The organism is Rhodococcus sp. MS16, assembly GCF_013277795.1.
Taxonomy (GTDB): domain Bacteria; phylum Actinomycetota; class Actinomycetes; order Mycobacteriales; family Mycobacteriaceae; genus Rhodococcus_F; species Rhodococcus_F globerula.
Genome location: NZ_VBTM01000005.1, coordinates 125886 through 139048 on the forward strand (window position 1 = coordinate 125886; position 13163 = coordinate 139048).

The following is a 13163-nucleotide window of genomic DNA, read 5'->3' on the forward strand; positions in this document are numbered from 1 at the left end:
CACACGCGACGATTCGATTCCACATCACGGTAGGTCCACCCTTGTCTCGTGAAGAGCATCGTGAAGACCTGCCAGCATGATCGCTGCCAGTTCTTCGATTTGTGGGCTGTCGAGAATCGAGTCGTGGCTTCCGCACAGAAAGTGCGTGCGCACCCGACCTTCGTGGAAGGTATCCCACCCCAGAATCGGTGTTCGCACTTCCGCCGCCGTCGTCGACGTGACAAATAGTTCGAGTGGCACGCTGTGCCCGCGTTGTTCGTAGCGCGCCATGATGTCCCAGACACCCCGGAGATCGAAATCCTCCGTCGCCGAACGCCGAATGACTCCCGCGGCAATCAGTTTCTCCCGGCCCGACCATCTGAGGTTGCGGGCATATTCGGTCACCAGCTTGATCCTGCCGGGCTGGCGCAGCCGCTCGAGTCGTCCCGACGACGACTTCCATCGCTTCATCACTCGCCCTGCGGTTTCCGGCGTCGGAGTGTCAAGTATCCCCAGCCATGCGACCTGCTGCCCATCGCGATCCAACTGCCGAGCTAGCTCGTACGCCACAAGCCCGCCGAACGAGAAGCCGGCCAGTGCATATGGCCCTTCCGGTTGAACGGCCCGCATCGCCGACATCATGGGCTCCACGAGCTGCTCGACGGTATCCGAGCGTTCCGGGCGCATCGACGCGGCAAGCGGCAGCAGCGGATACACACCCTGCTCGTCGCCCCACAGCGTACGCAGATGCCGCAGACTCATCGCGCTCGGGAGATCGGGAAACACGAAGAAGGCGGGCGGCCGGTCCGTCACAGCCGGCGCGTGCGATTCGGCCGGCGACGACGCACCGTCCACGAGGCGCGCAAGCCCAGCAACGGTAGTGCCCTTGTCGAGGAAATCGACCAGCGACACCTGCGCACCCATCCGATATTCGATCTGCGCAACAAGATTCGCGGCCAGAATCGAATGCCCGCCGAGATCGAAGAAGTTCCGATCCAGATCCGACACCTCGGTGGCGAGCAGCATCGACCACAGAGAGGCTACCTTCTGCTCCGTCGGCGTGAGCACCCGTGCAGAAGACCTCTCGGAAGCGATTGCCGCGCTGCGATGTTCATCTGCGCCTTCGCGCTGCATTCGAGCGGCCAGGTCGCGCAACGCCCGGCGATCGAGTTTCCCACTTACCGAGGTGGGAAGCGCCGGCACTCGAATGATCACGGCCGGCACCATGTACTCCGGCAGTCGTTGCCGTGTCCACGCGCGCAGATTCGCGTCGTCATCCGGTTGGTTCTGCCGGGAGTAATTCTCGGCCGGGACGATGTAGGCAAGCAACTGCGGTTGTCCGCGGTGGTCGGTGCCGACGTCGACGGACACCGTTGCCACGCCCGGATGTTCTCTCAGCGTCGCTTCGATCTCGCCCAGTTCGATCCTGAACCCGCGGATCTTGACCTGACCATCGAGTCTCCCGAGGTGCCGCAGCCGTCCGTCGGCGATGTACCGCCCGCGATCACCGCTGCGGTAGGCGCGCTCTCCGGGCACACACGGATCCGGTACGAACCGTTGCGCCGTCTCACCCGTGCGGTGGAGATACCCTCTCGACACCCCTGGTCCGCCGATCACAATCTCTCCCGGCACACCCATCGGAAGGATCCGCCCACTCGAATCCGTGACGTACAGACGTGTTCCCGGCATCGGTCGGCCCACTGTCACCGGTTCATCCGGGGAGACCGATCCGCCGCCGGCAAACACTGTCGTCTCGGTTGGGCCCCACCCGTTCCACACCCCGGCGCAGAGACCGGACAGCGACATTGCCACCGACTGCGGTAGCGGTTCACCAACCGCACCCGCGATCAACCCGGGGCTTCCTGCCCAGCCCGATTCGAGCAGCGCTGCCCAACTGGTGGGGGTTGCGCTCATCCGCGTGGCGCCGCACTGCTCGATCACGTGCGCAAGCCGGCGCGGGTCGTGCATCTCCTCGGTGGTAGCGACCACAAGACCGGCCCCGATCCCGAGAGTCACGAAGTAGTCGCCAACCGACATGTCGAACGTGTATGAGGCCACCGAAAGCACAACGTCGCCGGAATCGAGACCCAGCGCCACCGGCAACGCCGACATCAGATCCAGCACATTGCGGTGTTCCACCTGAACACCTTTGGGCGTCCCGGTCGAACCCGACGTGTAGATGATGTAGGCCAAATCGTCAGGCCGAACTGCCCCCGTGTACCGAGCGTCGACCAACCGTTCTGTGCTTGGATCAGAGGGCTCCTGGCCGTCCACCGTCACCACTGGGCAGTCGACCCACGTCAATTCCTCCGCCAAGGATTCGGCAGTCAGCACTACCGACGCATGCGCGTCCTCGAGCATGAACCGGGCCCGCCGCACCGGTTGCCTAGGCTCGATCGGCAGATAGGCAGCGCCCACCATCAAGGCGGCCAGAATCGCCGGCACGAGATCAATCGTGCGTGGCATCAACACCGCCACAACAGTTCCCGGACCGATACCCACGCGGGTAAGACGTCCGGCAATCGAACGGGCCCGGTTCACCAGCTCGCCGTAGGTCAAGCAGATCGCACCCACCGTCACCGCTGGTGCATTCGGCGACGTGATCGCCCGATTCACGATTGCCTCGTGGATCGTTCGCGGAGGGCTTTGTCCGATCAGTCCCGACTCGGCAGAGGCAGGGGCAGGGGCAGGGGCAGGATTGAGATTCAGCTGCCGAGTCACGTCTTCGGGATCCGCGAGTGACAGCTCGCTCAGGACGGCGGTGGGGTTTTCCGCACACCGCCGCAGCAACAGGTGCAGATGACGCCCCATCAACGCGACCGTTCCTGAATCGAAAAGGTCTGTGTTGTAGCTGATTCTGCCCACCAACCGGCCGTCGTCGCGCTCGTCCAACTCGAGGCTCAGATCGAACTTCACCTGCCCAACTCCGGAGCCGACGGCGTTCTCCATCAGCTGCATCGACCACTCGTCGTCGACGGGAACCGCCGGGGGTTCGAGAACCAGGACCGACTGGAAGAGCGGGTTCATACGCGGATCTCGCGGCACGTCCAGTCCCCGGACCAACCGTTCGAAGGGCACCACACGCCCGAGCGCATCCAGTACTTCGGTGCGCATGGCGGCGACGGCCTCGGCAAATGTCCAGTGCGCGCTGAGCCGCGCGCGCAACACGGTCGGAGTGAGGCAGTACCCCACCATTGACTCGAGTTCGGACCTTTGACGGAGGTCTGTCGGTGTTGCGAACGTGACATCGCTACTGCCCGTGTAACACTGGAGCCAGTACCCGTACACCGCGGCCAAGGCATGGAATAGCGTTGCCCCTTGCAGGCCCGCCGAGGAACGCAATCTCGCCACCGTGTCGGCGTCAACCGAAACCGGCTCAACAGACCCGACAAACCGTTGACGCGGCGGACGCGGCCGGTCGAGCGAAAGGTCCAAGGCCGGCGCCCCCTCGAAGTGCCGTCGGTAGCATTCGATCCTGTTCGCCACCTCATCGCCCTCCACCCACTTCCGCTCCCAGAAGGAGTAGTCGCCGTGTTGAACGGGCGACTCACGAAGCGCAGGCAAAGTGCCTGCGATCCGAGAGTTGTACAACGACACCAGCTCCGGAAGAAATATCCGGTACAGCGTGACGCCGTCGAAGATCAAGTGATGCAGTCCGAGGTACAACCGATGACATGAGTCGGACACACGCACCAACTGCGGCCGGATCAGTGGACCCGCGCTCGTGTCGTACGGCTGACGTGTCTGCTCGACGGCAAGGTCTGTTGCCACGCCGACCGCTTCGTCGAACGGTAGGTGGCTCACATCCAAGACTGGCAGCTCCGTCACCGCCGGCGGATGGATCACCTGCCGCGGCTCGTCTCCCACCATCGCAAACGTGGTGCGCCACGCTTCATGCCTGCGGATGAATTCGTTGAAGGCCCAGCTGAGGGCTTCGACGTCGAAAGCCCCGTCCTTGGTCACAATGGCAAGTTCGTTGTACGCAAGCGCTTTCGGCGCCAACCGATTGAGGTACCACAGTTGCAACTGTGCGGCCGACAGCGGCGCGTAGTGCACACCGGTCTCACTCCCCCGTCTGCGCGGCACGGAAGGTGATGCGCCGTTCGCTTGTGCTCCCCGCAATCGATTCTCGAGCAGTGCTTTCCGCGCCGCGATCCGGCGCTCGTTGTCGAGGGTGGTCATAACGACCACCGCACGTTCAGCGACGCAAGGCCACGTAATCCCAAATTGGGGCGCCACCGGATCGGTCCCGGTTCCAGTTCCAGTCCTGGCAACCGGGCCAGCACCGTCCCGAATGCCGCCTGCGCCTCCATCCGGGCCAACGGCGCACCGAAGCAGAAGTGCCCCGCCCAACCGAATGCGAGGTGACGGTTGGGTGCGCGATGCAAGTCGAGCCGACCAGGATCGGTGAACTTCGAGGGGTCCCGATTCGCGGACCCCATCACGGCGATCACCGCTTGGCCTGCCGGAATCGGTTGTCCGGCAATCTCCACCGCGTCCGGAGCAATCCGTGCCGTGTGTTGGCTCGGGCTCTCGAAACGCAGCAGTTCCTCGATGGCTGCGCTCAGACCCGAGGGATCGTCGATCAATTCCTCGAACTGATCGCGGTGGCGGAGCAACGTGAGCAAGCCGTTGCCGATCAGATTGGTGGTTGTCTCCTGCCCACCGACCATGGTCACCACGACGTTGGCCACTATCTCGTCTTCGCTGAGACTGTCTCCGTCGATCTCCGCGGCGCACAGCGCACCGATCAAACCGTCGGTGGGGTGCGTGGCCTCATTCCGCACCGCAGCCTGGAAATATTCCGTCATCTGCTCCACGCTGCGCAGGACACCGGCAACGCGGCCGGGATTGTGCTGGAAATTGCCGAGCATCTCGGCAAAGTCACTTGACCAGTTCTTCAGCAGTTCATGGTCTTCGGTGGGCACTCCCAACATCTCCGCCGTCACGATAGCGGGCAGCGGGTTGGCCAGGGTGTCCATCACCTCCATGCCCCCGTCGTCGATGACCGCGTCGATCAGCGAATCGGTGATCTCCTGGATGTGACCGCGCAGGGCCGCAATGCGGCGCGGTGTGAAAGCCGCAGCCGCCAATCCGCGAACCCGGCCGTGTTGTGGTGGATCGAGGAACAGCATCTGACGCACCATCACTTGCGCCACCGGAGCCAATTGCTCCATCCCCAACTCAGCCAACTTTGCCGGGGTGGGCGTGCGATCAGCCTTGAACCGGGTGAGTACGTCGGCGACATCCGCGTAACGAGTCACCACCCACGCGTGTAGGTACGGATCCCACATCACCGGCGCCTCGTCGCGCAAGGATTGATAGAGCTGGTAGGGATCTGCCAGCACTTCGGGGTCGAGTAGTCGAATCAGACTGGGAGCCTTGGTCGGTGCCGTGGTCATCATTCACTCCGTCCTGCGTCGAGAAGCTCCTGATCGCTCATGCCGGATATCTGCTCCACGACCAGTTGTTCCACCTTGGCGGCCATGTCACGAACCGTGGGATTGTCGAAAAGCTCGAGCAACGTCATTTCGACGCCGTACATCTCCGCTATCCGAATGATCAACTGAGCGCCCAACATCGAATGGCCGCCGAGAACGAAGAAGTTTTCGTCGATCCCCACCGCCGGCAGATCCAGTCGTATGGCGACGATCTCGGCGAGCGCTGCCTCGACCTCGTTTCGAGGCGCGATCAAGGAGCCTCGGTCGACACTGATGGTCGAGTGCGCCGCGCGCTCCAACGCCGCGCGATCAATTTTTCCGTGTGCGGTGGTGGGGAACTCGTCAAGTTCGATGATGGAACGAGGCAACATGTGATCGGGAAGGTGGGCCGAGAGATACGTCTGCAGCCCCGATATGTCCGCCGTCTTGTCATCCCGAACGACAAACGCAGCCAGAGATGGATTCTGCCGATCCCCGCGAACGATCACCACGCTGGCCTGCACCGCCGGGTGTCGATCGAGTACCCCGGCGATCTCACCGACTTCGACCCGGTTACCTCGGATCTGCACCTGATCGTCGCGTCGGCTGGAGAACTCGACATCGCCGAATCTGTTGAGCCGAACCAGATCACCGGTCCGGTACTCGCGTTGTGCGGGGTCGTCGCCGTGCTGTGAGAACTTCTGCGCGGTCAACTCCGGCAGACCGAGATATCCGCGGGCTACCGATACACCCCGTATCACCAATTCTCCGACCTCACCGGCACGGACCGGGGAACCGTCCTCACCGACTACCTCGAGGTCGACACCGTCGATCGCGCGACCGAGTGCGGGCAACGCGTCTGCTGGGGTGTCACCGGCGAGCGGATCGACAACCCCCGACACGGAGACGACACTCGCCTCGGACAGTCCGTAATTGTTGACGAGAGTGAACGGCAAGCCAGGCTGCGGACGGTGGTACAACACGTCGCCTCCTGTCAACAGAATCCGCAGGGCGGTATTTTCCGGCCAGGTCATGGCAATCAACGATTCTGCGAGGGGGGTGGGCACAAAGCACACGCTCACGCGTTCGGAGACCAGCCAATCACGCAACCGCACCGGATCGTTTTCCAATCCCGATGGAACTACGTGCAACGACGCGCCCGCCGTCAAAGCCGGCCACAGTTCCCACACTGCTGCGTCGAAACCCGGACTCGCGATCAACGTGCATCGATCATTCGAGGTCAGCTCGAATGATCGTTGGTGCCAGTCGATCAGGTTGAGCAATCCGCCGTGCTCGGCGACAACGCCTTTCGGCTCACCGGTCGAACCCGACGTGTAGACGACGTAAGCGGCATCTGTCGGTCGGGTGCTGAAGGTCTCGGCAATGACAGCCTCGCCGTCGACCGGTGCGCACCCAGTGCGCGGCGGAACGATCGGGTCGACCCAATCGAGCCTGGCAGCAACGTCCGGAAAAGCAACTAACGCGCGAGCAGAACTATCCTGGACGGCAAACCGAAGTCGCGCATCAGGCTGCCGCGGATCGAGTGCCACGTACCCGGCACCCGCCGAGAGGATCCCCAACGCACCGACGACACAGTCCGTCGAACGCGGCACACAGAGAGCCACAAGATCACCAGGAACCACCCCGGCAGTTTTCAGATCGTCGGCGAGTGCGCTTGCGCGAGAATGTAGTTGGCCGTAGTCGAGCTCTTCTTCCACTGAGACAACGGCTACGCTGCGGGGCGCGGATTCCACAACTCGCGCGATCTGCCGCACCACGGAATCGTCAGGCAAATGTTCGTCAGGTAAATGAGAGTGAAGGTGACGCTGAATGTGATTCATGAGGGCCTGCCTACTCGTCCATCAGATCGGACGAGCCACCAGGCATCAGGGGTAGCTCCACGCACCGCGCCACCAGGAATCAGGGGTGGAACGGCTCTGAATTGAAAGTTACTCCACTGCCAGGTCGATGGCTAGGTGTCACCGCCAGGTCGATGGCTAGGTGTCTTCCATGGCACACCGGCCCGGATCGGTGTAGCTTTCGACTAGGCGGCAGTCTGCCCTTCCACACCCGGCAGCGCTGCAGGCCCTCTCCAGAGCTACCCCTGATGCCCGGCAGCTCGTCCTCGCTGCGCTGACGAGTAGGTAGCCACGATGAATCTCGAATTCGCCGATCTCCTTGCACATTTTGTGCAGCTGCTGCCTACCGTCTATGTGGTGGACGACGTGATGACGGAGTTGCTGGAAAACAGCGTCGACGCCCTCGGGGTGTCGGGTGGCAGCATCAGCCTGGTCAGTGGGGGCGAACTGAGATGCATCACGTCGATTGCCGATTGCGCTGCCGACATCGAACGATGCCAGGAAGGACTTCAATCCGGCCCCGGACGGACGGCATACGAGAAGGGCGAGAGGATCGCTGTCACCGATATCCGCCAACGGCACGATCTCTGGCCTGAATTTGCCGAGAACGCCAGACGGTTGAACATCGCAGCTACTGCGAGTGTCCCGATGTCGATCAACGGCGAAACGATCGGTGTAGTAAGTCTGTACGCGCACGAGCCACGACCGTGGTCCGCCGACGACATCGTCTTCACGTACCTGGTAGCGAACATGGCAACGGGGTACTGCGTCAACGCGTCGAAACGCCATCAACTGCAGCAGATTCGTTCTCAGCTACAGGAATCGTTGAAAGTGCGCATCATTCTCGAACAAGCCAAAGGCATCACTGCCGATGCGCGGCGCACCGGAATCGACGAGGCGTACGCGCTGATCCAAGCTCACGCACAGTTGTGCAACGCTTCGGTATCCGCCGTCGCACGCGCAATAGTCGATGTCGGACTACGGGTGTGAAGGCGTCAGAGTTGTAACTCGTAGGGGCGGCGACGACCTGCGCCCGGCCCGCAGCATCGCCGCGATACGGTCGGATTTCACCGGTGGGCTGAAGAGAAATCCTTGCGCATACCGGCATCCGAGATCGAGCAGTATTTGCGCCGCCCGACCGGAGTCGACGCCTTCGGCGACCACGTCCAGCCCGAAGGAATCTGCAAGTCCGACAATCGAGTGGACTATCGCCAGATCGTCGTGATCGATTCCCAGTTCATGAACGAATCCCCGATCGATCTTGACCGTGTCGACCGGCAACACCTTCAACTGAGCCAAAGAACTGTACCCGGTTCCGAAATCATCGAGAGCGATGCGAACGCCGAGTTCCTCCAGTCCACGCAATGTCACCAACACGTGAGCCAGATCGTGCATCACCGCCCTCTCCGTGATTTCAATACACAAGCTGCTACCCAAGAGGCCATGCGTTTCCAACTCGATTGCAACGGAATCCACAAAGTCACTGGTAATCAACTGCGCCGGTGATACATTCACGCACATGAACAGTGGCGTCCCTGAAATCATCGCATTCCACTGCGCAAGTTGGCGGCAGGCTTCGCGCAGAACCTGCCGGCCGAGTTCCCCTGACAGGTTGGCAGCCTCGGCGATGTCGATGAACGAATCCGGTTGAAGCACACCACGTACCGGGTGGTTCCACCGCACCAGCGCTTCGACACCCGATATCGCACCCGATTCCAGGTCGACAACAGGTTGGTAGTACACCTCCAACTGGCCGTCGCGAATTGCCGCGCGCAGGTGCATCTCCATCTCCGCATGATCGTCGTTGGCTGCCCGCATCTCGTCGCTGCACACCACTACCGCATTTCCTCCGTCGGATTTTGCGGTAAGCACGGCCTCGTCGGCGCACCTGAGCAATTCGCCAACGCTGCACTCTCCCGGTTTTGCCACCGCGATACCGATACTCACGCTTCTGCCCACCTCTTCGGTCCCCAGCGAGATCGGCGTGGACGCAACCAACTGCGCTTCGCGCGCAACCACTTCGGCCTCATTCGCGTCCATCGGTTCCGACATGACAATGACAAACTCGTCACCGCCGAGCCGGACCACGACGTCATCCGGAAATCTGCCTTCGAGGCGGTTTCCGAGTTCGTGAATGAACGCATCGCCCGCATTGTGTCCCAGTAGATCGTTGACCACCTTCAGCCGGTCGACGTCCAGGAACAGAAGCGCAACGGGCCCGGACTCCCCAGGCTGCAGACGTCGTTCGAGTTCACCGAGAAGCATCCTCCGATTGGACAGTCCGGTCAGCTCGTCGTGATCCGCCAGGTAGCGCAGACGCCCCTCCGCAGCCACCCTCGCCTGCAATTGGGCAAACAGAGTGGCAATAGCGTTGAGTGCATTGATTTCTCGAGTTGACCACTCCCGGTCGCCGAACTTGATGAATCCCAGGACCCCCGTGGTGACGGGACCGGACAGCAAGGGCACGGCGGCCATCGACGTCTCGACGACACCTGCGCCGCTTCGGATCCTGTCTTGATACCCGCTCGGTTCGGGACGGATGATCACTGCTTCGCGCGCATTCTCGGCGGCCGCAAAAACCGGGTCCGCGTCCCGGAAATACACCACTCCCAAGGGATCGGGTTCGGGAACATCCTGGCGCTGCGGCCATTCCGCCACCAGAACCGTCGCCCCGATCGTGTGATCGTTGCGCCGCAGGAAGCTGACGTCGACGCCGAAGTACTCGACCAGGTCGCGAAGGACCTCGGTGGCCGCTGCGACCGACGTCGTCGAATCGGCCGGCATCAGTCGACCGGCAACGTCGGTCACCAACTGTTCGAGGCTACGTCCGTCCATGATTTCTCCTGCAACTTTCTCTACGGTGCCTCAGCGTCGAATACTGTTCGCCGGCAGTCGCGCACTGCGCACTGTTTCCGGTGGACAATGACTCAGGCGCAGCACCAAGGCAATGGACTCCTCGCTACCGAGATCGAGTAGCACTCGCATGCGCAGGCGCAATGCATCGAGTTCGCTCGCAAACGGGTCGGACAATCGCGCGCAGTCGCTACCGTCGCGGGCGTACAGGAACACTGGTGACATGGGTTGCACACCCAATCCGTGCTCCTGTGCGCACACCCACACCGCTTCGGCAGCCGAACCGCCGCGAACATAGTCGTCGAGACAGGAACCGTCCACAGTCACCACACCAAATGCCGAACTCGACGTGATGCGGTCACGAGCACTGATCCCCAATACTTCTCCCGCGCCCCATCGCGCCAGCCGGGTCACCACGTCACTACGCCTGACGACGTCGAGGAATGCCACCTCGCTGTCGGCGAGCCCCAGTGTGCGGATATCGATCCCGGTATTCGCTGTTTCCGATCCCGGCCAACGCAATTCGCCGATCATCTGCTCGTGCAGCATCGGCGTCAGGTATCGGATACGGTCAGCGGCACCCACGACGTCCCCGAACGCACCAAGATCACGCGGGTCCGTGTACAGATGAAGGTGACCACCTTCATCGCGCGCGGCGCCCCGCAGTGCATCCTCGAGCTCACGGCCGATCGGTGCTTGCACCCCTACCCCTCGATTGGTACTTCGCTCCATCATCGCCGGGTAGCGCTGCGCCAGAAGCTGATTCATCGTTTCTCCGAGCTTGACACTTGCCACCAGATCTACCGAATCCGGATCGGGAAGAAGAACGGTGTCACCAAGAATTCCGTGTGCCGCTGCTGCGACCTTCGCGTTGTAGACGGCAGCACCGATCGCCACATGGGTTGCGCGGCCCTCTACATCCATCAACGACGTTCGATCACGATCCGCATGAACGTGGATCACCGGCCCATCGACCTGGACGGCCCAGGGTTGGGCATTTCCGCCCGACGGCGCCCACCTGATCGCCTCGAGAACAGCCTCGACGCCGTCGGCCGGCATCGTCGGTGCCGCGCCAGCCGCCACACTCGTTTCAGGAACATCGCTCTGCGAGCCATCCTCGTCGACCAGTGGATCACGCAGACAATTCAGCCGGGCACCCGAGTCGATCCGGATCCGGCCCGACGGCAGCGACTCCCCCAAGCCGAACCGGCGCACCGCCGTCGCCACGGCGGATGCCCCCGCGAAGCATTCACTTCCGAGCTGCGGCCACGTCGACAGTGTCGACCCGACTTCGACCAGTGACGCAGCCATTTTCGCCGACAGTTCTGCGGCCGACAGGAGCGCCAACGCATGGGGGATCTTCTCCTGGGCCGTTAGTCCGGCCAAGGTTGCTGTGTCGACATTCCCGAGAAGCCCGTGAAACAACGGCCGCTGCGGCTCGAGATCAAAACGCTCGATGTCCAGCAGCCCACGATCGGTTGTCTCCATGATCACCGGGATTCCACGACCACGCGCCACCCGTCGTATCGACATCTTGGCGTCGAGCGAATCACATTCCTCGACAACCAGATCCAGACCGTCGACAATCTTCTCGACGCTCGCGTCCGTCACCCCGGCCGTAAACACCGACACAGCAAGATACGGGTCGAGTTCGGCAACACGCCGCGCTGCGACCACCGCCTTGTTGACACCTACGTCAGTGATTCCCACCGGGATTCGGTTCAGGTTCGAGAGGTCGATACTGTCGAAATCTGCCAATCTCAGTTCGCCGCACAACCCTTCGAGCGCCAGAGCCTGCGCGATGACATTCCCGACACTCAACCCGACGATTCCTACACGCAACCGTCTCAGTCGCGCCTGTTCGTCACGGGTGATCTTGTTCCGGTTCCGGTCCAACCGGAGAAGTGAAAATGATTGCGGACCAAGAATTCCCACCAGCTCGCGCCGCCACGGGTAGTACACCCATCGACAAGGTTCGTCGACGACCCGGCGATCAGGAAGGTCGCGAAGTCCCGACAACTCGTCGCGGAACCGAGCCCGATGGTCGAGCGTCAACGTATCCGGTTGTCGCCTCACCTCTTCCAACGAGGCAGCGTCGGCGGCGACTCGCTCGTCGAACACTCTCGCTCGCCAGAGCGCCTCATTCCCGGCCGACACCATCGCCGAGTCCATCTTCCGCGAAGCTGTCAGACGGCACTTGCGCCCCCTCGAGTTGGGCTGCCTCCGCCAGGAGTGCCGGCAACTGAGTATGGTGCGTCTTGTCCACGTAGGTGTGCTTGTCCCACCACATCATGCGGGTCAGATACCGCTCGTCCGGATACGGAACCCCGGGAATCGAATCCTCCATGACGCCGCCACAGGTAGCCCAACGGTCGAGTACGTACCCCGCGGCCGTCGCGAATGCGAACCTGACTCCGAGCAGCGACAGCGCATGCGGTGCGATGCGCGACAATGCCGACGTCAGCTCACCACGTCTCTCCGCTTGCGCCCCGCACCAGGCAGTCTTGAGTTCGATCACACCACTTGGGATACGCCCGTCGATCATGGCGTAAACCTGTGCGATACCGGGGTGGTCGGTCCATTCCTGGACAGCGTGTGCCTGGTCCGCGCACATGTACGGCCCCTGCACGCGCACGCCGCCGACAACACGTCCCACGTCGTCGAGAGCCACGAAGAACAGCGTTGTCGAGAGCCCGTCCACTATGTCGTCGTATTCGACGACACTCTCGACTCCGTGATGTCGATAGTTCTCCCGCGCACCGTCTAGATACTCGCGCCATAATCGCGGATGCGACGCTGGTGTTGCAACAAGGAACCAGCACCGGGACGTAGCGTCGAAATAGCCACATTCCGATGCCGTAGTCGTGGGTGCTGTAGTCGTGCGTACCGCAGTAACAGAGGTTGTGCTCGCCGCTCGAGTCATGACAGTCCCGTCCACACCAGAAGGTGCGTAGTCGAAGCGCGAGGAGAGAATCTTATTGTCGCAAGAAATCGGCACCGATGCTCGAATCTCTGCGTCGACCGACCACCTGGCAGAATTCAAGCAACCCCT

At 62.2% G+C, this 13163-nt stretch carries 7 protein-coding genes; 1 reads left to right on the forward strand and 6 read right to left on the reverse strand.

Translation table 11 applies throughout. The features are described 5' to 3' along the window. Window positions 1-24 precede the first annotated feature (24 nt). From FEZ60_RS13385 to FEZ60_RS13395, 3 genes are read right to left on the reverse strand one after another with little or no spacing between them, the layout of a single operon-like run. Window positions 25-4161, reverse strand: a complete 4137-nt coding sequence (locus tag FEZ60_RS13385; RefSeq protein WP_172936279.1) for a non-ribosomal peptide synthetase — start codon at window positions 4159-4161, stop codon at window positions 25-27. Next, a complete protein-coding gene (locus tag FEZ60_RS13390; RefSeq protein WP_045070969.1) occupies window positions 4158-5381 on the reverse strand; it encodes a cytochrome P450 in 1224 nt (407 codons plus the stop codon). The genes FEZ60_RS13385 and FEZ60_RS13390 overlap by 4 nt, the downstream gene beginning before the upstream one ends. Then, window positions 5381-7240: a non-ribosomal peptide synthetase gene (locus tag FEZ60_RS13395; RefSeq protein ID WP_207185752.1), complete on the reverse strand. Its 1860-nt coding sequence runs from the start codon at window positions 7238-7240 to the stop codon at window positions 5381-5383. Before FEZ60_RS13395 ends, FEZ60_RS13390 begins: the two co-directional genes overlap by 1 nt. Before the next feature lie 312 nt (window positions 7241-7552). Between FEZ60_RS13395 and FEZ60_RS13400 the strand changes: the two genes are divergently transcribed. Further along, window positions 7553-8248 carry a GAF and ANTAR domain-containing protein gene (locus tag FEZ60_RS13400; protein ID WP_172936281.1) on the forward strand — a complete coding sequence of 232 codons (696 nt, stop codon included), beginning with the start codon at window positions 7553-7555 and terminating at the stop codon, window positions 8246-8248. Here the strand turns inward: FEZ60_RS13400 and FEZ60_RS13405 are convergent. The 3 genes from FEZ60_RS13405 to FEZ60_RS13415 are packed head-to-tail and all read right to left on the reverse strand — an operon-like array spanning window position 8237 to window position 13034. Then, window positions 8237-10093 (reverse strand): bifunctional diguanylate cyclase/phosphodiesterase, encoded by a 1857-nt coding sequence (locus tag FEZ60_RS13405; RefSeq protein WP_045070974.1) that lies wholly within the window; start codon window positions 10091-10093, stop codon window positions 8237-8239. The genes FEZ60_RS13400 and FEZ60_RS13405 overlap by 12 nt on opposite strands. Before the next feature lie 30 nt (window positions 10094-10123). Further along, complete coding sequence (locus FEZ60_RS13410; protein WP_242484598.1) at window positions 10124-12283, reverse strand: Rv1355c family protein; 2160 nt, start codon at window positions 12281-12283, stop codon at window positions 10124-10126. Continuing rightward, window positions 12252-13034, reverse strand: a complete 783-nt coding sequence (locus FEZ60_RS13415) for a hypothetical protein (protein ID WP_141484738.1) — start codon at window positions 13032-13034, stop codon at window positions 12252-12254. Before FEZ60_RS13415 ends, FEZ60_RS13410 begins: the two co-directional genes overlap by 32 nt. Between the last annotated feature and the right edge of the window lie 129 nt (window positions 13035-13163).

Excerpts from the sequence above, each read along its gene's own strand:
- FEZ60_RS13385 (WP_172936279.1), bottom strand. The coding sequence starts at position 4,161 with ATGACCACCCTCGACAACGAGCGCCGGATCGCGGCGCGGAAAGCACTG.
- FEZ60_RS13390 (WP_045070969.1), bottom strand. The coding sequence starts at position 5,381 with ATGACCACGGCACCGACCAAGGCTCCCAGTCTGATTCGACTACTCGAC.
- FEZ60_RS13395 (WP_207185752.1), bottom strand. The coding sequence starts at position 7,240 with ATGAATCACATTCAGCGTCACCTTCACTCTCATTTACCTGACGAACAT.
- FEZ60_RS13400 (WP_172936281.1), top strand. The coding sequence starts at position 7,553 with ATGAATCTCGAATTCGCCGATCTCCTTGCACATTTTGTGCAGCTGCTG.
- FEZ60_RS13405 (WP_045070974.1), bottom strand. The coding sequence starts at position 10,093 with ATGGACGGACGTAGCCTCGAACAGTTGGTGACCGACGTTGCCGGTCGA.
- FEZ60_RS13410 (WP_242484598.1), bottom strand. The coding sequence starts at position 12,283 with ATGGACTCGGCGATGGTGTCGGCCGGGAATGAGGCGCTCTGGCGAGCG.
- FEZ60_RS13415 (WP_141484738.1), bottom strand. The coding sequence starts at position 13,034 with ATGACTCGAGCGGCGAGCACAACCTCTGTTACTGCGGTACGCACGACT.